The organism is Caulobacter sp. ALps2 (genome assembly GCF_058681635.1).
This window is the reverse complement of sequence record NZ_CM178743.1, coordinates 3,452,725-3,474,257: the sequence shown is the minus strand read 5'-3', so window position 1 is coordinate 3,474,257 and position 21,533 is coordinate 3,452,725. Positions and strand designations below refer to the sequence as shown.

Sequence of the window (21,533 nt, the reverse complement as noted above, 5' to 3'; positions counted from 1 at the left end):
GCATAGCTTTTGTGACGACGGGTGTCACGTTAGCGCGGCGGAACCGTCATCGACGTGTGGAATAGACGCGGCGCATCAACAAAAGCGGCGCCATAGACGGGAATCCCGCGCGGCGGCCGATATCAGGGGATATCCGAATGCTGCTCAGAACCGCCAGCGTGGCGGCTATCGCCGCCTGCCTCATGGTCGCGACCCAGGCTCAGGCGGCTGACGCCCCGGCCCCGGCCGACAACACCGAACTGGACGCGGTCGTCATCGTCGGCAGCGGCCAGACCCGTTCGGTCACCACCCTGGTCCCGGCCAGCCTGGAAACCCTGCCGCCCGGCACGAGCATCCAGAAGGCTCTGAACTTCCTGCCCGGCGTGAACGCCCAGTCGATCGACGCCCTGGGCGTCAACGAGCAGTCGCTGTCGCTGCAGGTTCGCGGCTTCAACACCACCCACCTGGGCTACTCGCTGGACGGCATGCCGCTGGGCGACGGCGCCTACAACAACTACAACGGCCTGACCATCAGCCGCGCCCTGATCTCCGAGAACCTGGGCCGCGCCGACCTGGCGACCGGCATCGCGGGCCTGTCGATCCCCTCGACCAGCAACCTGGGCGGCGCGCTGATCTATACGTCCAGCGATCCGAAGAAGGACATGGGCCTGTCGGTCAACGGCACCCTGGGCAGCGAGGACACCGCCCGCGCCTTCGTCCGTTTCGACACCGGCGAGCACGCCGGCTTCTCGGCCTATCTGTCTGGCCACTACGCCCAGCAGGACCTGTTCGTGAACCAGGGCGCCTACAACAAGTCGACCGGCAAGCAGTTCAACGGCAAGGCCCAGTACCGCTTCGGCGACAACGTCATCACGGCCTTCGCCGACATCTCGCGCACCAACCAGGCCGACGACACCTATTTGTCCAAGGACATGGTCACGCGCCTGGGCTGGGATTGGGCCGGCTACGCGCCCAACTGGAACGACTACGTGGCCCGCGCGGCCTGCTCGGTCGCCTCGCTGGCGTCCAAGTGCGTGACCTCGACCGCGCCGGAAAAGCTAGCCGACGTGACCTTCACCAATGGCCAGATCCTGCGTAACGACGAACTCTACTACCTGGCCGGCGACTTCAAGGTTGTCGAGAACGTCACGGCCCGCCTGCAGGTCTACAGCCACACCGACAAGGGCGCGGGCAACAACTTCATCACCGGCCTGTCGAACCAGGGCACGACCTCGACCGCCGACGACCTGCCGGTCCAGATCCGCGACACGCGCTACACCATCGACCGCACGGGCGTGGTGGCGAACGTGGGCTGGACGGTCGGCGTCCACCACATCCAGGCCGGTCTCTGGCTGGAAGACAACACCAGCAGCGCCGCGCGCTACATCTGGACCAACGTCACCGGCCCATTCAGCCTGGCGCAGTTCCTGAAGGGCCAGCCGGACACCGCCCAGTGGGTTCAGCAGACCAAATGGACGACCCAGCAGTTCTACGTCCAGGACACGGTCACCCTGTTGAACGACGCCCTGAGCATCGACTTCGGCTTCAAGAGCACCCATGCCAAGTCGGCCGCCGAGGCCCAGCGCGGCATCGCCAAGGCGCCGGTGACGGCCTCCAGCCAGTTCGCCAGCGGCACGCTGTACGCCAAGGACGACTTCCTGCCGGAAGCCGGCGTGCGCTATCGCATCGCCGAGGGCCACGAGGTCTTCGCCAGCTACGCCGAGAACATGGCCATGTTCCAGGGCGGCTTTAAGCTGGGGCCGCAATCGGTCTCGCAGGCTGTCTGGAACGCCCAGGGCAAGTACCTGAAGCCCGAGACCTCGAAGAGCTTCGACGCCGGCTATCGTTACGTCAGCGGCCCGCTGCAGGTCTCGGTGGCGGCCTATGACGTGAAGTTCCAGAACCGCCTGCTGCAGTACAACCCCTGCCCGACCAACCAGCAGCAGAACCCCGGCTGCGGCAACTCCTTCCACAATGCTGGCGGTGTCACCAGCAAGGGCGCCGAGCTCGGCGTGCTGTGGCGTCCTATGTCGTGGCTGAACTGGTACAACTCGGTCTCGTACAGCAAGTCGACCTATGACGAAGACCTGAACTGGTGCACGACCACCTGCGTGATCAAGCAGACCAAGGGCAAGCAGCAGGTCGATACTCCGAAGGAAATGCTGGCCAGCGTGCTGACCCTGAGGCAGGGCGGCTTCTCGGCCTCGCTGCAAGGCAAGTACACGGGCCGTCGCTACTACACCTACACCAACGACCAGGGCTTCGGCGGCTACACGACCTTCGACCTTGGCATCAGCTACCGCTTCAACCCGGTCGGCTTCATGAAGGGCGCCAAGGCGTCGCTGAACGTCACTAACCTGATGGGCGAGCGCCACGCGGCCAACTTCGACAGCAGCGTGTTCGCCCCGGACGACGCCGCCGGCGGCATCCTGGTGTTCCACTCGTCGGCTCCGCGCCAGGTATTCGGCACGATCGGCTTCGAGTTCTAAGCGCCCCTACAGCGCCGACCTGAAAGAGGCTCTCCCCTGGCAAACGGGGGAGAGCCTTTTACTTCGCGGGCTCCATCAGCACCCGCGTCACGCCGTTGGTCCAGCCGAAGCCGTCCTGGGTGGGATACTCCCCGCCCCCGCCGGCCTTGGCCTCCTCGACGTCGTATTTTTCCAGCATCTTGCCGCTGGCCTGGTACTCGCGCTCGACCGTGGCCAGCCAGCGCTTGGCGATCTCGGCGGCCAGGGCGTCCTCGCCGTAGCGGCGCAGGCCCGAGACGGCGACCCACTGCAAGGGCGCCCAGCCGTTGGGCGTGTCCCACTGCTGGCCGGTGCGGACGGTGGTCGTGCGCAGGCCGCCAGGAGCCAGCAGTTCGTCCCAGGCCTTCTGGGCCACGACATGGGCCTTGCGCTCGTCGGCGGCGCCCACGAACAGCGGGTAAAAGGTCGCCGCGCTCAGGTGGTCCAGACGTTGGCCGGTCTTCCACTGGTAGTCGAGATAGGCGCCCTTCTCCGGGGCCCACAGCCACGTATCGATCGCGACCTTGCGGGCCTTGGCGCGCTTGTCGAAGTCCTCGACGCAGCGCCAGTCGGCCAGGATCTCGCAGCCCCGGGTGATCGCCGTCTCCAGGCCGTACATCAGGCTGTTGAGGTCGACCGGAACGATGGCCGTCGTCTGGATCGTCGACAGGCTCTGGCCGTCGGCCATCCAACGCGAGGAGAAGTCCCAGCCGCTCTCGGCCCCGGCCCTTAAGTTCCGGAACACGTCGGCGGCGGGGCGCGAACTCTTCAGCGCCGTCTCCAGGTCCTCGCGGTAGGACTCGTCGCGCGGCGTGGCGCGGTCGTCCCAATAGCGGTTCAGCACCGTCCCATCGGCCAGGGCCACGACACGGCGGTGGGCCTGGCCGGGTTTCAGATCCTTCTCGCCCTCCATCCAGAAGGCGTGCTCGCGGCGCATCAGCGCCACGCGCGCCTTGTAGGCGGCGGGATCGCGCGCGGCGGGCGACAGCCCGACCATGGCGAAGAAGAACGGCGGCTGCGAGCGGCTCAGATAATAGGTCCGCGCGCCGTTTGGGATGTGGCCATAGGCGTCGATCAGGCCGCCGAAATCGTCGATCATGTTGTCCACGAGATCGTCGCGACCGTCGGCCTTCAGGCCCAGCATCGTGAAATAGCTGTCCCAGTAATAGATCTCGCGGAAGCGCCCGCCAGGCACGACGAAGGGCTTGGCCATGGCCAAGGCCGAGCCGCCGGCCACGGGCTTCACCGGCGGCTTGGTCAGGTGCGGCCACAAGGCGGCGATGTGGTCCTTCAGCGCCGGCCGCTCGGCCGTTGGCTTGGGCGCGGCGCCGGCCTCGGGGACGATGAAATTGGCTTGCACGAAGCGCTTCAGCTCCGCGTCGCTGAACCGGGCGTGGGCGCGGTAGTCGGCCAGGATCTTGGCGGGCGCGCGCTTGGGGACAGCGTCGACGAAGGTCTTGCCGTCCGCGAACAGCCGCCGGGTCTGCACCTGGTGGAACAGCTCCTGATAGGTATCCGCCGGCGTGGGAACCTTCGCCGCCTCCTGGGCCTCCGCGGACGAGGCCAGGGTCAAGGCGGCGAGCGTCGCGGCGATCAGGCGCATACAGAACCTCAAACTCAATTCAACCGCCTCCCCGGCGAGAGCCGGGGAAACGGGGATGGGGCGGACCTAGAAGTTATAACCCACCGACAGCCGCACCGACCGGCCGAGGATCGGACGGGCGTTGGCGCCGCTGGTGGAACGCGGATCGCCCTCGGTCAGGCCATGGCTGTCGGTGAGATTGTCGGCGGCGACCTGAACGCTGAAGTCGCCGACGTTGAAGATCGCGCCCAGATCGACCTTGGTGTAGCCGTTGAGCTTCTGGGTGTTGGCGTTGTCGCCCCAGCGGTCGTCGACGGCGCTGACCGTGCCATACAGCGTGGTCGCCACCTCGCCGATGCGAACGTCGTAGCTGGGCGTGAAGCGGATCTGCCAGTTGGGCTGGCGCTGGGCGCTGTTGCCCTTGTTGCCAGGGATCGAGGACGTCTTGATCTCGGTCTTCTGCAAGGTGCCGTTCAGCGCCAGCGACAGGCCGAAGTCCGACCGCCAGCGGCCGTCCAGTTCGATGCCGCGCGCCTTGTTGGCGTTGGTTTCCAGCACCCCGCCGACATCGGCGAACTTGGCCCCGTCGAAGCTGTTGGCGAAGCCGGTCGCGTAGAGCTCGAACGGCCCCGAGCGCAGCTTGTAGCCCAGCTCGTATTGCTTGACGCTGAGGGTGTCGGTCAGGTTTTCGCGGAAGTTGTCGAAGCTAGGGAACTTGTAGCCCTTGGAGTACCGCGCGAAGACGCCCGAGGTCTCGGAGAGGTCGTAGTTCAGGCCCGCCGTATAGGACAGCTTGCTCTTGCTGTAGTCGACGGTGCGGATGGCCAGGCCGTCGGGATAGCCATTGCCGTCATCCACGACATAGTCGGTGTCGAAGGTCTCGTGGCGAGCGCCGACGTCCAGGCGCAGGGCCTCGGAGATCTTCCAGCTGTCGGCCAGATAGAAGGCGTTGACCTTGCCGTCGCCGTTCGAGGTCAGGCCATAGGCCCAGCAACCCGTGCCACTGCCCGCGCTGGCCAGGTTGGCGCAGCTGACATTGGCGGCCAGGTAGTCGCCATTGGCCTTCACCTGCATCGGCTTGAAGTTGCCGATGGTCCAGAAGTCGTCCGACGAGAAGCTGGCGGCGTAGTAGCCGGCCGAGATCGCGTGGTCGCCGATGGTCTTGGCGATGCTGAAGTCGTTGACGAAGGCCTCGATGTCCTTCTCGACGATCCACGCGCCCCAGGCCTGAACGTAGTCGCCCGCGCCCAGGGTCGCGCCGCCACGCGTGCGCACCGGACCGCCGATGACGCTGGCGACCGAGGTCGCCGTCACCGCCCCGCCATCGGGCACCAGGCCGTAGGTGTCGGCGTCGCCCTTGGTGAAGCTGAAGCGGTCGCGGATGGTCCAGCCGTCGCCGAATTCGTGCTCGAAGCTGCCGCCGGCCACATAGCCCTTCCAGCCGCGGCCATGGGCCATGTCGAAGTCGCGGGTGCGGCCGTCGGCATGGACCTGCAGGGTCTGCTGGCGCGAGAGCTCACCCAGCTGGGTGTACTCACCCTTGTCGACGCCGGGCACGTTGATCGCGAACGGCAGGTACCAGGCGCCATGGTCGTCGGTGAAGCGGGCGTAGAAGTTGACCTTGCCGCGCTCCAGCCGCTTAGTCAGGTTGACCGTGAACTGCTGGCCCTTCTCGCTGTCGAACTGGGTGTCGCGGATGCCCGGCGAGCGGGTCACGTAGCCGCCGGCCATGAAGTAGAGGTCGTCGCCCAGCTTGCCGCTCATCACCCCGTCGACGCGGCGCAGGCCGTAGTCGGAGGTGGTGGCCTTCACGAGGCCCTTGGTCTCCGGGCCGCCCTCCTTGAGCATGAAGTTGGTCGTCAGGCCCGGCTGGCCGTTCGAGAAGATCGGGTTGGGACCGCCGCGCAGGGCCTCCATCCGCGAGATCGTCTCGTCGACGCGGAAGATCGACGAGTTCTCGAGGAACGACAGGGTCGAGGGCGGATAGATCGGCGAGCCCTGCAGCTGGATGGTCAGGAACTCGGCGTCGCCGGTGGCGGGGAAGCCACGCACGAAGACGTTGGCGCCGGCCACGCCGCCCGAGGTCTCGACCCAGACGCCGGGCACCAGCGACAGCAGCTCGGCGCTGCTCTTGGGCGAGGCCTTCAGGATGTCCTGGGCGTTGACGGTGGTGACCGCGAAACTGGCCGACAGCTTATCGATGCCAGCGCCGCCGGGCGTGCCGACGACGATCACTTCCTCGACTTCGGCGGGCTCTTCCGGGCGGCTTTGTTCTACGGCGGTGGCGGGCGCGGCCGACTGGCCAGCGGCGCTGGCGCTGACCAGCAGCGACCGCTCGCGGATAGCATAGACCCCGCTGGCGGTGGGCTGGACCACCAGGTCGGAGCCAGCCAGCAGGCGGTTGAGGCCATCGTCGGCGGTGTAGGCGCCCTTCAGTTTGGGCGCGCGCTTGCCGCGGGTCAGGCTCTCGTCGAAGGCCAGTTGCTTGCCCGAAGCCCGGCCGAAGGCGCGCAGGGCGCCGGCCAGGTCCTGGGCTGGAATGTCATAGGTCTGCTCTGCACGCGCCTGCGCCGAGACCGCGCCCGGCGCGGCCAGGGCCATCAGCACGGCCGCCGAAGCGCCCAGCAGCCAGCGTTGGTCGAAAGACTTGCTCATACGTCCCTCCCTCGCGCCGCTTGTTTTGTATATCGGCGCTTTCGGTAAGTGAGACGCCTCACTCCACCGAGGACTCACCGCCTTCGGTGAAGTTTTTTGGCTGGCGCTGGAAGGCGCGCAACACGGTCTCGCCGCCCTGCCCGCTCACCGCGCGGACGGGCAACACGGCGGTGACGCCGTCGACAAAGGCGCGGGTGTCGCCCGAAGTGAACACGCCGCTGATCCGCAGATTGGCCACGGTGGGGTCGCCGATCCGCAGCTTCTCGCGGGCGTAGCGGTTCACCCGCTCGACGGCCAGGCTCATGGGTTCGTCCTGGAAGACCAGCTGACCGGTTTCCCAGGCGCCGGCCCGGGCGGGATCGGTGGGCGAGACGGAGGCGGCCTCGGAATTGACCTGGGCGACCAGCTCGTGGTCGGGCGTCAGCGACTTCTCGGTCGGCGCGCCGTTGACCCGCAGCAGCGGCGGCGGACGGCCCTTGGCGCCCTCTCCGTCCAGCACCGCGACATGGCCTTCGTACAGCACGACCCGCATCTGGTCGGCGATCCGCTCGACGCTGAACGTCGTGCCGGTGGCGACCACCAGCTTGCCGCCCGCCGCCACCGAGAACGGCCGCAACGGATCCTTGGCCACCGCGAACTTGGCGCGGCCCTGCTCCAGCCACAGCCGGCGGCGGTCACCGTCGTAGCGGACCTTCAGCACGGTGTCGGCGTCCAGCGAGGCGCGCGACCCGTCGGCCAGCTCGACGATGCGCCGCTCGCCCTCGGTGGTGCGATAGACGTCCGGCAGGCTGGCCCGCCAGGCCAGGGCTCCGCCCAGCGCGACGGCGACGACCACGGCGGCGGCGGCGCTCCAGACAGCCACGCGCGGACCGGGCTTGCGGCTCCACTGGCGGCGCTGCGCGCGGCGCAGGTCGTTCAGGGCCTCGCCTCGCAGGGCGATCATGCCTGGCAGCGCGGCCTGCTCGTCCACCGCCCGCCAGGCGGCGACGGCGTCGTCCAGCAGCTCGCGGTGGCTCGGATCGGCGGCGAACCAGGCGTCCAGGGCCGTCTGCTCGGCGGGCGAGAGGTCCCCCTCCGACAGGCGCACGCACCATTCGGCGGCGGCGTCCGCGGCGAGATCCAGCTTGTCGTCGTCCATACGGGGGCCGCTCATGGGTTGGCCCTCAGGCGTCGCGTCAGGTGGCCCATGGCCTTGAGGATATGTTTCTGCACGCCGCTGGTGGTCATGCCGTAGAGCGTGGCGAGCTCGGCCTGCTTCATGCCTTCCAGCCGGTACAGCAGGAAGATCGCCCGCGTCCGCTCGGGCAGCTCGCGCAAAGCCCGCGAGACTTCGCCCAGGTCTTCCCGGCCTTGCAGGATGCGAGCCGGATCGATCGGCTCCAGGTCGACCGGATCGCCGGCCGCCATGGCGGCGCGATAGCCCGCCCGCACCCGCTCGCGCCGATGACGGTCACGCAGCAGGTTGGCGGCCATCTGGAAGATGTAGGCGTCGGCGTTCTGCATGGCCGGGTCTTCCACCCGCGCCAGCTTGGCGAACAGTTCCTGGGTCATGTCCTCGGCGTCGCTGTGGCTGGCCGCGCGGCGCATGAAGAAGGCCATCAGCGCTGGCCTGTAGCGCCGATCCAACCCGCGAAGATCGTGTGGCGTGGCTTGCCCCACGGTTCCAACCTCATGACTGCTCTCCACAGTCATGACGCACATCGCCTCGCCGCGCACACTAGGACCAGTGAAGTTTTTCGGCCGTCGCGGCGCCGCCAAGCGCCAAAGCCGCCGTTTCGTTCCGCGAGATCCGCGATCAACTCGCTGAATCCATGATGGAAACCCGACCGGAACCGACACCGTCGGCGCATCGTTGCAGGGGCCTCGGGGAGAGCGGGAAGAGGCCCAATGACCCGATGCACGCTGACCTTCGCCCTGGTGGGCGCCGTTTCCGCCCTGGCCGTGGCGGCCGCTGGCTGTTCCAAGAAGCGCGCCGCCGCTTCGACCGCGACGCAGGGCCGCGGATCGACCACCTGATGCTCGATCCGCGCCTCGCCAGGCGGCTGATCGCCCTCGCCGACTGACTTCGGCGCCACGCTGGCGATCCTGGTCAAGCGTCCTATTATCGCGACGCTCAAGGGCAAGAACAGCACGTCGTAAAACTGTCGCGAAACCGTGACAAAAGCCGCTGCATTGCTCCGGCACGTTCCCCGCGTCCCCGGATCACACAGGATTTGACGACATGAACAAGTTCCTTGGCGCGGTCGCCACTCTCGCCCTGCTCGCCGTCGCCGACCAAGCTCACGCGGCGCGCGACTATGTCTGGGCGGCCGGTTCGTCGACCGTGTTCCCCTTCTCCACCCGCGTCGCCGAAAACTTCTCCAAGAAGACGGGCAAGAAGTCGCCCAAGGTCGAGAGCCTGGGCACCGGCGGCGGCATCAAGATGTTCTGCGGCGGGACGGGCGAGAAGTTCCCCGACATCGCCAATGCGTCGCGTCCGATGAAGAAGTCCGAGTTCCAGGCCTGCCAGAAGGCCGGCGTGAAGGACATCGTCGAGATCAAGATCGGCTTCGACGGCATCGTCGTCGCGGTCGACAAGAAGGGCCCGGACTTCAACTTCAAGGTCGAGCAACTGTACCTGGGCCTAGCCGACCAGACCCTGCGCGGCGGCCAGCTGGTGAAGCAGCCCTATAAGAACTGGAACGAGATCGGCCCCGGCCTGCCCAAGGCCCGCATCCTGGCCTACGGCCCGCCGCCCACCTCGGGCACCCGTGACGCCTTCATCGAACTGGCCATGGAAGGCGGGGCCGCCAAGCTTCCGACGCTGGCCAAGCTGAAGAAGGACGACGAGAAGAAGTTCAAGGCCACCGTCTCGCCGATGCGCACCGATGGCGGCTGGGTCGACGCGGGTGAGAACGACAACGCCATCGTCGGCACCATCGAGAAGACCCCGAACGCCCTGGGCGTGTTCGGCTTCTCGTTCCTGGAAGAGAACGCCTCGCGCATCAAGGGCGCGTCGGTGAACGGCGTGAAGCCGACCCCGGCGGCCATCGCCAGCGGCCAGTACCCGCTGTCGCGCTCGCTGTACGTCTATGTGAAGAAGTCGCAGGTCGGCGTGACGCCGGGCCTGAAGGAGTTCGTCACCGAGTTCGTGTCGGACGCGGCTACTGGCCGCGGCGGCTACCTGCAAGGCCGCGGCCTGATCCCGCTGCCCCCGGCGCAGCACCAGGCCATGAAGGGCAAGGCGGGGGCCCTGCCGGCCATGCCGATGCCGAAGGAATAAGCTCTCCACGAGCTTCGACTTGGAGAAGGCGGTCCCCGGGGCTCGTTCGGCAAGCCGAACGAGCCCTGACTCTTTGCGGGAAGAGCGTGACAACCGCCGAAACCGGCATCCACTTTCGGCTGTCACGCTCTCGCGGCCGCCTTTTTCTATGCCGGCTTCTCCCAGGGCGGAGCGTCGGGCGTGTATTCGTCGAAGTCCAGCCGCACGCCGGGATCGTCGTCCAGGCAGTTGGCGGCGATGGCCAGGATGCGGCCGCTGTCGGGATCACCCAACGAGGTGCCGCAGCGCTTGCAGAAGGCGCGATTGAACCGCATCGGCGGCTTGGGCTCGTAGCGGACGACGAGGTCCCTGCCCGCCAGCCAGTGGAAAGCCTCGGCACGGACATAGACATAGGTGCTGGAGCCTGCCTTGCGGCAGCGCGAGCAGTGGCAGGTCCCCATCAGGGCCGGCGGCTCGAACAGCTCGAAGCGGACGCCGCCGCAGCAGCAACTCCCCTTGATCGTCAAATGGGCATCTCCTTGGATACCCAAGGAATTTACGCCTGCCCTGCCGCCAGCTTGGTGGCAGCAACGTCAACGGGCGGCCTTTCGGCCGCCCGCCTTTGGATCAAGGAAGTTCGTAGCCCGGACGCGCGTAGTCGTACGGATTGCCGCCGCCGGCGAGGTATTCTTCGTAGATCTGCGATTCCCAGGGATTGTAGGGCTCGCCCGCCCCCTCGACGACATAACCAGTGCCCGACTGTCCCAAGGACAGAACGCCGGGGATGTTCGAACCCGTCTGAATCCAATCCACTTGATGCTCCTTCATTGCCTTGAATGGCGTTCGGTTGAATGGAGCGCGATCACGCACCCAGATACTTCTCTGGGTTGCGGACAGTTTCAAGTTGTTTTCAGGCTCGACTGAAATGAATTCGAACAACGGTATGGAAGCGCCTTAGCGCGTCCGCGAGGTCATTCCGGCGGCGGCCGCGTCGTCGGCGACCTGCGGGTCAAGGTCTTGTGGCGCGGCGGCGGGCCGGTCGGAACGCGGGGCGGCGGCGGTGGGGTCGGTCACCACGGGGGCCGAGGTTTCCATCTTGTGCGGAGTCGGCTGCGAGCCGGTCGCCGCGTTCATCGCCGCGCTGGCGGCGTCGTCGGCGGCGGTGCGCACTTCGGACGGAGTGTCCTCGTAGCCGCCACCACTGGAGGTCAGGAACAGGATCGTCCCAAACGTCACCAGGACGCCGACGATGAAGCCCAGAATGATCCAGCCGAACGGGTTACCGCGACGTTCGCTCATCTGGCCTGCTTCCCCTGCGACGCTACCGACCTCAGCCGGCTACCATGCCCTAAACGTCCGAACTAGAGCCTGGTTACCCGTTTCGCCAAGAGGCTCGCCTGACAGGCGAATAGCGCCGCCTTAGGTCCCCGACCATTTACGCACGGGACCGACGTCGACGTGCACGAACTTGCTCTTGGGGTAGTAGCCAACGCCGCCCAACCGCAGGCCCAGGGCCTCGGCGCGGATCTCTTCGAGCGCGATGTCCTCGAGGTAGATGTCCATGGCCTTGCCGTCCATGTGCAGGCTGCGCTTGGCGACTTCGCCGCTGCGCTCGGCCAGCAGCCTGTTGGTCGCCGGCGAGCGGTAGCCGGAGATGACCTGGAAGTGGGCCTTGGTCTGGGTCTTGTCCGCGATCTTGCCCAGGATGTCGTACAGGCCCGGGTCGATCGGGTGGGTCTCGTCGTTGCGATAGTCGCGCAGGACGTGGTTCAGGGCCTTCACCGCGTCGGGAACGTACGCGCCGTTCTCCCAGTAGACGGCTTCCAGCTTCTCGTCCGTGTGGATGTTGCGCAGCTTCACCCAGCGCGGCTCGATCACCGGTTTGACGGCGAAGCTCTCGACCGGCGTGGGGCGAAGACCCACCGGCGGCGCGGCGGGAACCACCGGCCCGGTCGGGACTTTACCCTCGAGGATGGCGCCGATGATGTCGTCATCGGCCTTGGCCGCCGCGAACGGCAGCACACTGGCCCCAAAAGCGCCCAGCCCCCACTGGAGCAGCTTACGTCGATCCATGCGTACGCCCTATCCCGACACTAAGTGGCGGGAGGACACCCCAAGAATGTTAAGAAAGCAAGCTGAGCCAGGTCAGAGTGCGGCGATCCGCTGCACCAGCTCGCGATCCCAGCCATACGGATCCTGGCGGAAGTTCACCTGCCCGTCCGGCGTCACATAGGCCGTCCAGTAGAGCAGGAAGACAGCGATCTGTTGCGGCAGCTTGGCTCGGACGGTGTCGCCGGAGGCAAGGGTCGCGTCGATCTTCTCGGGCGTCCAGATGGGGTCGCCTTCCAGCAGGGCCTTGGCCAGCTCGATCGGCTTTTGCAGGCGCACGCAGCCGTGGCTGGCCAGGCGGCTGAAACTGTCGAAGCGGGCGCGGCTGGGGGTGTCGTGCAGATAGACGCCGTACGGGTTGACGAAGTCGAACTTCAGCTTGCCCAGCGCCGCCAGCGGACCGGCCTTCTGCTGCAGGCGCGAGCCGCCGTCGCCCGTGGGAATGACGATGAAGTCGTTGCGGCGCAGATAGCCGGGGCTCTTGCGCTCCTTGGGCCACAGTTCCTTGGAGGCGATCGACGACGGCACGTTCCACGGCGGGTTCAGCACGATCGAGTGGATCATCGACGACAGCATCGGCGTCTCGTCGCCCGGCCGACCGGTAACGGCGCGCATGGTCAGGGTCGGGGTGTCGTGGCTGAACACCGACAGGATGGCGGCGGCCACGTTCACCTGGATTCGCTCGGCCGGCAGGGTCTGGGGCAGCCAACGCCAGCGCTCCATGTTGGCGACGATCTGGTCGATGCGCCGCTCGACCGGCGTGTTCAGGGCGTCCAGCGTCGCCTTGTTCACGATACCGTTCGGATTGAGGCCGAAGCGTTTCTGGGCCCGCTGCACGGCCTGGGTCAAGGCGGCGTCGAACACCGGCGCCGCGTCGACGGCGATGGTCGGATCCTCGGCGGCCAGGCGGGCTTCCAGGGCCACGACACGCGCGCCGGTCGCGCCCTCCTTAAGATCCGGACCGGCGACCAGCGGCGCCCAGCCGCCCCGGGCGGCGATGTCGCGATAGGTCGCCAGACCGCCACGCAGGGTTTGATAGCCGGTATAGGGCGGCGGCAGAGTGTCCAGCCAAGGACCCAGGCGATCCTGCTGGATGGCGGCGTACAACTCCACGGTCGGATCATAAGCCACGGGCTTGAGGCCCCACTCGCTCATGAAGGCCGTGGTCGGCAGGCGACCGCTGCGCACGGCCTTGGCGTAGGCCAGGGTCAGGTCGATCAGTTGGCCTTGAGTGACCGCCTGCTCGGGCGCGAAGATCCGGGCGTCGAAGCCGTGGGTATAGGCGTCACCCAGCACGCGGCGCAGCAGCTCGACCTGATCGGCGCGCAGCTGGATTGTGGAGAAGTCCGGCGCCATGACCATCGGCCGAGGCTCGACCATTGGCACGGCCTGCTGGGGACGTCCGCCAGCCAGGGCGGGCCGCTGCGACTGGGCTAGATACGACTGGGCCAAATACGAATGGGCCTGTGCGGCTTCCACGGAAAGCAGGCTCATCGCCGCCGCCAGGACGCCGAAGGTTCTCGTAAATCGCATCACCGTCGAACAGCCCGCCCACGCTCGCGGCTTGGCCGCGTTAAGGTTTCCAGATGGCCGGCGTCGACCCTCCCCGTCAACGCGAGTAGCGTGAAAGGCGAACCCTCTCCGCCTCTCCCGAGGACGTTTTTCAAGAACAGGAACCCGCAAGCCACACCGTTGGTTTCACCCGAAATGGGCAAAGCCCCAAAACGCGCGCATCGGGGACACATATGGACAAAAGCAAACAGAAGACCCTGGACCTGTTCCCGATCGGCAACTGCGCCGTCAGCGCGCTGATCGACAGTTGCGGCCGGTTCGTGTGGGCCTGCGCGCCGCGCGTCGATTCCGATCCGGTGTTCAGCGCCTTGCTGGACGACGCCGACGCCGATGGCCAGGACGCAAAGGGTCTGTGGGACATCCAGGTCGATCGTCGGGCCGAGGTCCGCCAGGGCTATATCCGCAACACGCCGATCCTGCGCACCGAGATCGCCGACGAGGACGGGGCGCGTATCGAGATCCTGGACTTCGCCCCGCGCTACCTGCAGTTCGGCCGCACCTTCCGCCCGACCGCCTTCATCCGCCTGATCCGGCCGATCGTCGGCGTGGCGCGAGTCACCCTGCGCGTGCGGCCCACCGCCGGCTGGGGGGCGAAGATCGCCGATCACACCCGAGGCTCGCACCACATCCGCTACCTGTGCGCCGACATGACCATGCGTCTGACCACCGACGCGCCGGTTTCGCACATCCTGGAGGAGCGCGCGTTCCGCCTGGAGCAGCCGATCGCCATGTTCCTGGGCGCGGACGAGGGTTTCGACGCCCCCGTCGGTCCCACCTGCGAGCGGATGCTGCGCGAGACGGAGGCCTACTGGAAGCACTGGGTGCGCGGCTTGGCCATCCCACTGGACTGGCAGACGGCGGTGATCCGCGCGGCCATTACGCTGAAGCTGTGCATGCACGAGGAAACGGGCGCCATCGTCGCGGCCCTGACCACCTCGATCCCCGAGCACGCCGACAGCGGCCGCAACTGGGACTATCGCTACTGCTGGCTGCGCGACGCCTACTACGTGGTTCAGGCCCTGAACCGGCTGGGCGCGGTCGACATCCTGGAGAACTACCTGGGCTACCTGCGCAACATCGTGGACCGAGCGGGCGGCGGCCACATCCAGCCGCTGTTCGGGGTCGGCTTCGAGGAGCAGCTGACGGAACGCTTCGCGCCCGACCTGCCCGGCTATCGCGGCATGGGCCCGGTCCGGGTCGGCAACCAGGCCTTCGAGCACCTGCAGCACGATGTCTATGGCCAGATCATCCTGTCGACGGTGCAGGCCTTCTTCGACGAGCGCCTGCTGCGTCCGGCCACCGTCGAGGATTTCGAAGCCCTGGAGCCGGTCGGCGAGCGGGCCTTCAAGCTGCATGACCAGCCGGACGCCAGCCTGTGGGAGTTCCGGGGCCGGGCCAATGTCCACACCTACTCCTCGGCCATGTGCTGGGCCGCCTGCGACCGCCTGGGCAACGCCGCGGAGAAGCTGGGCCTGACCGAGAAGGCCGCCTTCTGGAACGGCCGCGCCGCCCAGATGCGCAAGACCATCGAGGACCGCGCCTGGAACGAGGAGCTGGGCCGCTTCTCGGCCACCTTCGAGGGCGACGCGCTGGACGCCTCGCTGCTGCAGTTGGTCGACCTGCGCTTCCACAAGCCCGACGACCCGCGCAATGTCGCCACCCTGAAGGCGATCGAAGAGGGTCTGCGCCGCGGCGCCTACCTGCTGCGCTACGCCATCCCCGACGACTTCGGCTCGCCGCAGACCGCGTTCAACATCTGCACCTTCTGGCTGATCGAGGCCCTGCACCTGTCGGGCCGCACCGAGGAAGCCCGCGAGCTGTTCGAGGACATGCTGTCACGCCGCACCGGCGCCGGCCTGCTGTCCGAGGACATCGGCTTCGCGGACGGCGAACTGTGGGGCAACTATCCACAGACCTATTCGCTGGTCGGCCTGATCAACTGCGCGGTGCTGCTCAGCCGCCCCTGGACATCGGTTCGCTAGACCCGACCCCATTTGCCAGGCACGCGGCGGCGGATGTTGCGGTTTCGGCAAACATTGAAATCTGATCGTCACATCGGGCAGGCAACGGCGATCGTGGGACGTAGAAAATTCGGAGAAGCTCCTTGGTGAGCCGCAAACTGGCCCTGGTCGGGCTCCTGGGGTGTGTCGCGACCAACGCCGCCCATGCGCAGGAGGCCGCCCCGCCTGTTCCCACGTCCCAAACAATGACGGGCCAAGCCACGACCTCCCAAGCACAGACGGGCCAAGCCACGACGGGCCAAGCCCAGACGCGGCCGGCCGCGAAACCGGCGGCGAAACCCGACGCGGAGCCCCCGGCCGCCCAGAGGCCCCTGACGCCCGAGGACCTGGACACCGAGGTCGAGGCCGTCACCATCACCGCCAGCGGCAAGCCCTATGGCGCGGTGCTGGGCGACATCCCGCCGGAAGAGACCTTCAGCGCCGCGGATGTGCGCTCGTTCGGCGTCTCGTCCATGGAGGATCTGCTCACCGAGTTGACGCCGCAGACCACCAGCGGCCTGGGCGGCGATCCCGTGACTCTGCTGAACGGTCGCCGCATTTCCGGTCGGGGCGAGATCCGCGACATCCCGACCGAGGCCATCCAGCGGGTCGAGATTCTGCCAGAGGAAGTGGCCCTCAAATACGGCTACTCGGCCGACCAGAAGGTCGTGAACATCGTGCTGCGCCAGCGCTTCCGCGCCTCGACCGTGGACGCGACCATCGGCGGCTCGGCCAAGGGCGGCCAGCTTACTGAACAGGGCAGTTGGAGCCAGCTGCGCCTGAACCGCCAGGGGCGCACCAACCTGTCGATCAAGGTCCAGAACGCCGACCAGCTTCTCGAGAGCGACCGCGACCTCGTCAGCCGCACCAACAGCGGCCTCTACGACTATGTCGGCAACATCGGCCCGGCGTCGGGCGACAATCTGGCCGCTCTGACAGCCCTGGCCGGAACGCCCGTAACCGTGGCGGGAGTTCCGACCTCCGCCGCGTCGGGCGCGCCCGACCTGTCGGCCTTCCTGCCGACGGCGAACCTGGCCAACACCAGCGACATCACCAACGACCGCACCCTGCTGCCCCGCAATCGGCAGGTGTCGATCAACAGCGTCACCAATCGCTACATCCTCGACAATGTGTCGGCGACCCTGAACCTGGGCGCGACGGCGTCGCGGAGCGACTCGCTGCTGGGCCCGGCTCGCGCCCGGCTGATCATCCCCGCCGCCGACCCGTACTCGCCATTCGGCCAGGACGTGGCGCTATACCGCTATCTGGGCGACCAGGCGGCGCTTGGCCAGACCTCCAAGAACCTGTCGGGTCACGCCGGCTTCACCCTGAGCCGCGACACCGAGACCCTGCGGCTGTCGCTGACCGGCAACTACGACCACGCGGTCAGCAAAACCGAGACGGATCGCGGTGTCGACCTGACCAACACCCAGGCCCGGCTGACCGCCCTGGACCCGACCTTCAACCCGTTCGGACCGCTGGAAGCGCAGCGGGTCAACAGCGATCGGGCCAAGTCGACCACCGACAGCGCCGACCTGCAGTTCGTCGCCAACCGCGCCCTGGCCAAGTTCCGGGCCGGCGACCTCTCCTCGACCCTGAAACTGGGCGTCAGCGGCTCGCGGCTGGAAGCGACCTCGATCCGCTCGGGCGTCGAGAGCAACAGCACCCAGTCGCGCGGCGACGCCAGCGCCCAGGTCAGCTTCGACCTGCCCCTGGCCAGCCGCCGCAAGGGCGTGCGGGCGGGGATCGGCGACCTGTCGACCAACCTGAACCTGGCCGTGCGCCAGGTCGCCGACTACGGCGGCCTGACCACGATCGGCGGCGGGATGAGCTGGTCGCCGCTCAAGCCGGTCAGCTTCATCGTCTCGGCGACCCGCCAGCAGAACGCCCCCAGCATCAGCCAGTTGGGCAATCCGCTGATCACCACCCCCAACGCCCAGATCTTCGACTATGTGCGCGGGACCAGCGTCGACGTCACCCGGATCAGCGGCGGCAATCCGGACCTGAAGGGCGAGACGCGCAACGTGCTGCGCCTGGGCGGGAGCTACAAACCCGAGAAGATCCAGGGCCTGTCCCTGACGGCCAACTACACTCGCTCGCGGATCGACAATCCGGTGGCCGGCTTCCCCGCCGCCACGGCGGCGGTCGAAGCCGCCTTCCCCGACCGCTTCACCCGCGACGCCGATGGCGTGCTGACCCGCATCGACACGCGGCCAGTGAACTTCAAGAAGCGCGAGAGCGAGCAGATCCGCTGGGGCTTCAACTTCTCGCGCCAGATCGGCAAGGCTCCGCCGCCTCCGGCCGGCGGCTGGCGTGGTCGCCAGGGCGCCCAAGGCGGTCCGGGCGCGGGCGCTCAACCGCCCGGCGCCGAGCTGCCGCGGCAAAATCGTCCCGGCGGCGACAGCAATGAAACGCCCCGTGCGCCTCAACCCGATACGCCCAGCGACCCTAACGCCCAGCAGCAGGCCGGCCAGACCCCGTCAACAGGCGAGGAGCCCCCGCGTCCGACTTTCGGCGACGGCGGCGGTCAAGGCGGCGGTCCACGCTTCGGCGGCGGCGGTGGTGGCGGCGGACGCGGGTTCGGCGGCGGCGGTCGAGGCGGCGGCGGCAATCCGCGCGCCACGCGCCTGCAACTGGCTCTCTTCCACACCGTCCACCTGAAGGAGACGGTGACCATCGCCGAAGGCGTTCCGGTGCTGGACCTCTTGAACGGCGACGTCATCGGCTCGGGCGGCGGCCAGGCCCGCAACGAGGTCGAGGCCCAGGCGGGCGTCACGCGCTACGGCCTGGGCGCGCGGATGACCGCGAACTGGAAGAGCGGCGCCCATGTGGCCGCCGGCGCCGGCGGCGCGACCACCGACCTGGACTTCTCCAGCCTGGCCACGGTCAATCTGCGCCTGTTCGCCGACCTGGGCGTCCGGCGCGAGCTGGTCCAGAAGCATCCCCTGCTGCGCGGCACGCGCCTGACGCTGTCGGTCAACAACCTGTTCGACCAGCAGCAGACGGTCCGCGACGCCACCGGCGTCGTCCCCGTGACCTACCAGCCGGACTACCTGGACCCGCGCGGCCGGGTGATCCAATTCAGCGTCAGGAAGCTGCTGTTCTAGGTCCGCCTCCCCCGTAGGCGCATGCGCAAAAACCCGTGAGCTTGAGTTTATCGCGGGATCGAACCGGGCCGTCCGACGTTCTTGGCGCATGTTGCTTATTGATGAGGGGGTTCTCGCCATGACCGCGGCTCAAACGGTCTCGCGTCTGGAATCTGTCGATCTCCCGCCCCCGCCGATCGACTTGCCGCGCCGTTGCGCGCTGTTTCTCGACCTCGACGGCACCCTGGCCCCGATCATGCCCAGGCCCGACGACGTCGGTCCCGACGCGCGCCGCGCGCGGATGCTGGCGCGCCTGCGCCAGGCGTTCGAGGACCGCGTCGCCGTGGTCAGCGGCCGTGATCTGGCGAACCTGGACTACATTCTGGGCGGCGGCGTGACCGCGATCGGCGCCGTGCATGGGCTGATGCGCCGCACCGCCGACGGCGTGGTCGTCGACCGCCCGCCGCATCCCGGCTTGGCCGACGCTCGCCGCATCCTGGTCGAGCTGGCTCACTGCGAGCGCGGCCTCCTGTTCGAGGACAAGGGCCTTTCGGTCGCCCTGCACTATCGCACCGCCCCGGCCTGCGCCGAGGCGGTGATCGAGGCCGCCGAGCGCCTGTCGCAGGCCACGGGCCTCGTCCTACAGCTGGGCGACATGGTGGCCGAGCTGCGTACGCCCGGCGCCGACAAGGGCGCGGCGGTGCGGGCCTTCCTGCGCGAGGCGCCGTTCACCGGCGCCACACCGGTCTTCATCGGCGATGATTTGACCGACGAGGACGGCTTCGTCGCCGCCAAGCGCCTGGGCGGTTTCGGCATCCTGGTCGGCGAGGCGCGCCCGACCGCGGCTCGTTATCACCTGGCCGACACCCACGCCGTCTCCGCCTGGCTGGAGGGCCTATGCGCCCCCGTCAGCCTGTTCGGAGTCAGCGCATGAGCCGGCTGATCGTCGTCTCCAACCGCGTCAACCCGCCGAATCCGGCGGCCGACGGCGAAGGCTCCGTCGGAGGCCTGGCCATGGCTCTCGCGGCCGCGCTGCGGGAATATTCCGGCATCTGGTTCGGATGGAGCGGCAAGACCATCCCGGAATTCACCGGTCAGCTGAACATGCAGCGGATCGAGGGCGTCACGGTCGCCACCGTCGATCTCGAGGAGACCGACTACCAGGAATATTACAACGGCTACGCCAACAAGACGCTGTGGCCGCTGTTCCACTATCGCGTCGACCTGACGGCCTATGACCGGTCGTTCGGCGAGGGTTATGACCGGGTCAACAAGCGCTTCGCCGAGACCCTGTTGCCGCTGATCGAGCCCGACGACGTGGTCTGGATCCACGACTACCACCTGATCCCGCTGGCGCGGGAGCTGCGGCGAATGGGCGTGACCAACCGGATCGGCTTCTTCCTGCACATCCCGTGGCCGGCCCACCAGCTGGTCACCACCCTGCCCCGCCACCGGCAGTTGGTGGAGGCCCTGTTCGACTACGACCTGATCGGCTTCCAGACCGAGGAGTCGCTGCACGCCTTCGAGGGCTACGTGTTCTCCGAAGTGCACGGCAGCAAGAACGAGCGCGGCGAGTTGCAGGCCTTCGGACGCAAACTGCACGCCTCGGCCTTCCCGATCGGCGTCGACGCCCAGGACTTCGCCCAGCTGGTCAAGGGCGAGACGGCGCGCAAGACCTACGACCGGATGATGGCCCATAGCGTCTTCCGCAAGATGGTCGTGGGCGTGGATCGCCTGGACTATTCCAAAGGCCTGGAAGAGCGCCTGATCGGCTTCGAGCGGTTCCTGCACGATCATCCCGACAAGGTCCGCGAGACCATGCTGCTGCAGATCGCCCCGATCTCGCGCGACGAGGTCGAGGCCTATCAAGATTTGCGCGCGCGTCTGGACGGCCTGATCGGCCGGATCAACGGCGCCTATGCCGAGATGGACTCAACCCCCATCCGCTACGTGAATCGCTCCTACCGCCGCGACGAGCTGGCCGGCATCTATCGGGCCGCCAAGGCCGCGCTGGTCACGCCCTTGCGCGACGGCATGAACCTGGTGGCCAAGGAATATGTCGCGGCCCAGGACCCGGAAGATCCCGGCGTGCTGATCCTGTCGCGCTTCGCTGGCGCCGCGCGGCAGATGAAGGACGCCCTGATCGTCAATCCCAACAGCCCCGAAGAGATTTCCGACGCCCTGGAGCGGGCGCTGTCGATGGACATCGACGAGCGCAAGCGCCGCTGGGAAGCCCTGTTCGAGAACGTCACTCGCGAGGACGTCACCGCCTGGCGCGACAACTTCGTCACGGCGTTGCGCTCGCGCCCCGGTCCGGATGATGACCGCGAGGATTCACCGGCCTCGGTGCAGAGCCTGGACGTGACGGCCAAGAAGCTGCGGGCGCAGCAGGCCGAAGCGAAGGCGATGCGGGCCTAGCGCCCCTCGCCCATCTCGTCGATCAGCCGCTTCAGACGCTCGACCTCGTCGGCCTTTAGCGGGCGGTGCTGGGCGAAGTGGCTGATCAGCGGGGCCAGCTGCCCTTCGAACAGGCGATCCAGCAGGCCCTGGCTCTCGGCCTGGACGTAAGACGTGCGGTCGACCAGCGGGCGGTAGCCATGCTTGCCCTCGGCGCGCTCGGACTTGATCGCCTTCTTCTTCAGCAGGCGATTGATCAGCGTCTTGACGGTGGCCTCGCCCCATTGCTGGGACGCGCCAACCTCGGCGACCAGCTCGTCGGCCGACAGCGGCTGACGGCGCCAGAGCGCTTCCATGACATGGGCTTCGGCGGCGGTGATGTGCATGACGCTTACATCCGTAATT

17 protein-coding genes are annotated in these 21,533 nt (G+C 67.6%); 7 read left to right on the top strand and 10 right to left on the bottom strand.

Annotated features, from left to right (window positions below; genetic code table 11):
• Positions 1-137 precede the first annotated feature (137 nt).
• Entirely contained in the window at positions 138-2,468 is a 2,331-nt protein-coding gene (locus tag ACW173_RS16560) for a TonB-dependent receptor (protein WP_492081102.1), read from the top strand.
• A gap of 58 nt (positions 2,469-2,526) precedes the next feature.
• Here the strand turns inward: ACW173_RS16560 and treF are convergent, their stop codons facing one another.
• From treF to ACW173_RS16540, 4 genes are read right to left on the bottom strand one after another with little or no spacing between them, the layout of a single operon-like run.
• A complete protein-coding gene (treF, locus tag ACW173_RS16555; RefSeq protein WP_492086004.1) occupies positions 2,527-4,101 on the bottom strand; it encodes an alpha,alpha-trehalase TreF in 1,575 nt (524 codons plus the stop codon).
• Positions 4,102-4,155: 54 nt separating this feature from the next.
• The gene (locus ACW173_RS16550; RefSeq protein ID WP_492081100.1) at positions 4,156-6,723 is read right to left on the bottom strand and encodes a TonB-dependent receptor; all 2,568 of its coding nucleotides are present in this window, start codon (positions 6,721-6,723) and stop codon (positions 4,156-4,158) included.
• Between the two features lie 58 nt (positions 6,724-6,781).
• Positions 6,782-7,876 carry a FecR family protein gene (locus ACW173_RS16545; RefSeq protein ID WP_492081099.1) on the bottom strand — a complete coding sequence of 365 codons (1,095 nt, stop codon included), beginning with the start codon at positions 7,874-7,876 and terminating at the stop codon, positions 6,782-6,784.
• Positions 7,873-8,415, bottom strand: coding sequence for an RNA polymerase sigma factor (locus tag ACW173_RS16540; protein WP_492081098.1), 543 nt, complete (start codon positions 8,413-8,415; stop codon positions 7,873-7,875). The genes ACW173_RS16545 and ACW173_RS16540 overlap by 4 nt, the downstream gene beginning before the upstream one ends.
• A gap of 195 nt (positions 8,416-8,610) precedes the next feature.
• Between ACW173_RS16540 and ACW173_RS16535 the strand changes: the two genes are divergently transcribed.
• Positions 8,611-8,739 carry a hypothetical protein gene (locus tag ACW173_RS16535; RefSeq protein WP_492081096.1) on the top strand — a complete coding sequence of 43 codons (129 nt, stop codon included), beginning with the start codon at positions 8,611-8,613 and terminating at the stop codon, positions 8,737-8,739.
• 205 nt (positions 8,740-8,944) lie between these two features.
• Positions 8,945-9,985: a substrate-binding domain-containing protein gene (locus tag ACW173_RS16530; RefSeq protein WP_492081095.1), complete on the top strand. Its 1,041-nt coding sequence runs from the start codon at positions 8,945-8,947 to the stop codon at positions 9,983-9,985.
• 146 nt (positions 9,986-10,131) lie between these two features.
• Here ACW173_RS16530 and ACW173_RS16525 read toward each other — a convergent pair whose 3' ends face one another.
• The 5 genes from ACW173_RS16525 to ACW173_RS16505 all read right to left on the bottom strand — a co-directional run bounded on the left by ACW173_RS16525 (position 10,132) and on the right by ACW173_RS16505 (position 13,609).
• Positions 10,132-10,491: a GFA family protein gene (locus tag ACW173_RS16525; protein WP_492081094.1), complete on the bottom strand. Its 360-nt coding sequence runs from the start codon at positions 10,489-10,491 to the stop codon at positions 10,132-10,134.
• Between the two features lie 100 nt (positions 10,492-10,591).
• Complete coding sequence (locus ACW173_RS16520) at positions 10,592-10,777, bottom strand: hypothetical protein (RefSeq protein WP_492081092.1); 186 nt, start codon at positions 10,775-10,777, stop codon at positions 10,592-10,594.
• A 141-nt stretch (positions 10,778-10,918) separates the two neighbouring features.
• Complete coding sequence (locus ACW173_RS16515; protein ID WP_492081090.1) at positions 10,919-11,263, bottom strand: hypothetical protein; 345 nt, start codon at positions 11,261-11,263, stop codon at positions 10,919-10,921.
• A 120-nt stretch (positions 11,264-11,383) separates the two neighbouring features.
• On the bottom strand, positions 11,384-12,037 hold the full coding sequence (gene mepK, locus ACW173_RS16510) for a peptidoglycan L,D-endopeptidase MepK (protein ID WP_492081088.1): 654 nt from the start codon (positions 12,035-12,037) through the stop codon (positions 11,384-11,386).
• A 72-nt stretch (positions 12,038-12,109) separates the two neighbouring features.
• Positions 12,110-13,609, bottom strand: coding sequence for a L,D-transpeptidase family protein (locus tag ACW173_RS16505; RefSeq protein WP_492081087.1), 1,500 nt, complete (start codon positions 13,607-13,609; stop codon positions 12,110-12,112).
• 209 nt (positions 13,610-13,818) lie between these two features.
• Between ACW173_RS16505 and ACW173_RS16500 the strand changes: the two genes are divergently transcribed.
• The 4 genes from ACW173_RS16500 to ACW173_RS16485 all read left to right on the top strand — a co-directional run bounded on the left by ACW173_RS16500 (position 13,819) and on the right by ACW173_RS16485 (position 21,149).
• The gene (locus tag ACW173_RS16500; RefSeq protein ID WP_492081085.1) at positions 13,819-15,627 is read left to right on the top strand and encodes a glycoside hydrolase family 15 protein; all 1,809 of its coding nucleotides are present in this window, start codon (positions 13,819-13,821) and stop codon (positions 15,625-15,627) included.
• A gap of 125 nt (positions 15,628-15,752) precedes the next feature.
• Complete coding sequence (locus ACW173_RS16495) at positions 15,753-18,752, top strand: porin family protein (RefSeq protein ID WP_492081084.1); 3,000 nt, start codon at positions 15,753-15,755, stop codon at positions 18,750-18,752.
• 118 nt (positions 18,753-18,870) lie between these two features.
• Positions 18,871-19,665, top strand: a complete 795-nt coding sequence (gene otsB, locus ACW173_RS16490) for a trehalose-phosphatase (RefSeq protein ID WP_492081083.1) — start codon at positions 18,871-18,873, stop codon at positions 19,663-19,665.
• Complete coding sequence (locus ACW173_RS16485; protein WP_492081082.1) at positions 19,662-21,149, top strand: alpha,alpha-trehalose-phosphate synthase (UDP-forming); 1,488 nt, start codon at positions 19,662-19,664, stop codon at positions 21,147-21,149. Before otsB ends, ACW173_RS16485 begins: the two co-directional genes overlap by 4 nt.
• On the opposite strand, the gene ACW173_RS16480 is transcribed toward ACW173_RS16485, so the two are convergent.
• Positions 21,146-21,514 (bottom strand): BlaI/MecI/CopY family transcriptional regulator, encoded by a 369-nt coding sequence (locus tag ACW173_RS16480; RefSeq protein ID WP_492081081.1) that lies wholly within the window; start codon positions 21,512-21,514, stop codon positions 21,146-21,148. The genes ACW173_RS16485 and ACW173_RS16480 overlap by 4 nt on opposite strands.
• Positions 21,515-21,533: the final 19 nt, after the last annotated feature.

Coding starts and splice junctions, on each gene's coding strand:
- ACW173_RS16560 (WP_492081102.1), top strand. CDS start 138: ATGCTGCTCAGAACCGCCAGCGTGGCGGCTATCGCCGCCTGCCTCATG.
- ACW173_RS16550 (WP_492081100.1), bottom strand. CDS start 6,723: ATGAGCAAGTCTTTCGACCAACGCTGGCTGCTGGGCGCTTCGGCGGCC.
- mepK (WP_492081088.1), bottom strand. CDS start 12,037: ATGGATCGACGTAAGCTGCTCCAGTGGGGGCTGGGCGCTTTTGGGGCC.
- ACW173_RS16515 (WP_492081090.1), bottom strand. CDS start 11,263: ATGAGCGAACGTCGCGGTAACCCGTTCGGCTGGATCATTCTGGGCTTC.
- ACW173_RS16535 (WP_492081096.1), top strand. CDS start 8,611: ATGACCCGATGCACGCTGACCTTCGCCCTGGTGGGCGCCGTTTCCGCC.
- otsB (WP_492081083.1), top strand. CDS start 18,871: ATGACCGCGGCTCAAACGGTCTCGCGTCTGGAATCTGTCGATCTCCCG.
- ACW173_RS16500 (WP_492081085.1), top strand. CDS start 13,819: ATGGACAAAAGCAAACAGAAGACCCTGGACCTGTTCCCGATCGGCAAC.
- ACW173_RS16545 (WP_492081099.1), bottom strand. CDS start 7,876: ATGAGCGGCCCCCGTATGGACGACGACAAGCTGGATCTCGCCGCGGAC.
- ACW173_RS16540 (WP_492081098.1), bottom strand. CDS start 8,415: ATGACTGTGGAGAGCAGTCATGAGGTTGGAACCGTGGGGCAAGCCACG.
- ACW173_RS16480 (WP_492081081.1), bottom strand. CDS start 21,514: ATGCACATCACCGCCGCCGAAGCCCATGTCATGGAAGCGCTCTGGCGC.
- ACW173_RS16485 (WP_492081082.1), top strand. CDS start 19,662: ATGAGCCGGCTGATCGTCGTCTCCAACCGCGTCAACCCGCCGAATCCG.
- ACW173_RS16530 (WP_492081095.1), top strand. CDS start 8,945: ATGAACAAGTTCCTTGGCGCGGTCGCCACTCTCGCCCTGCTCGCCGTC.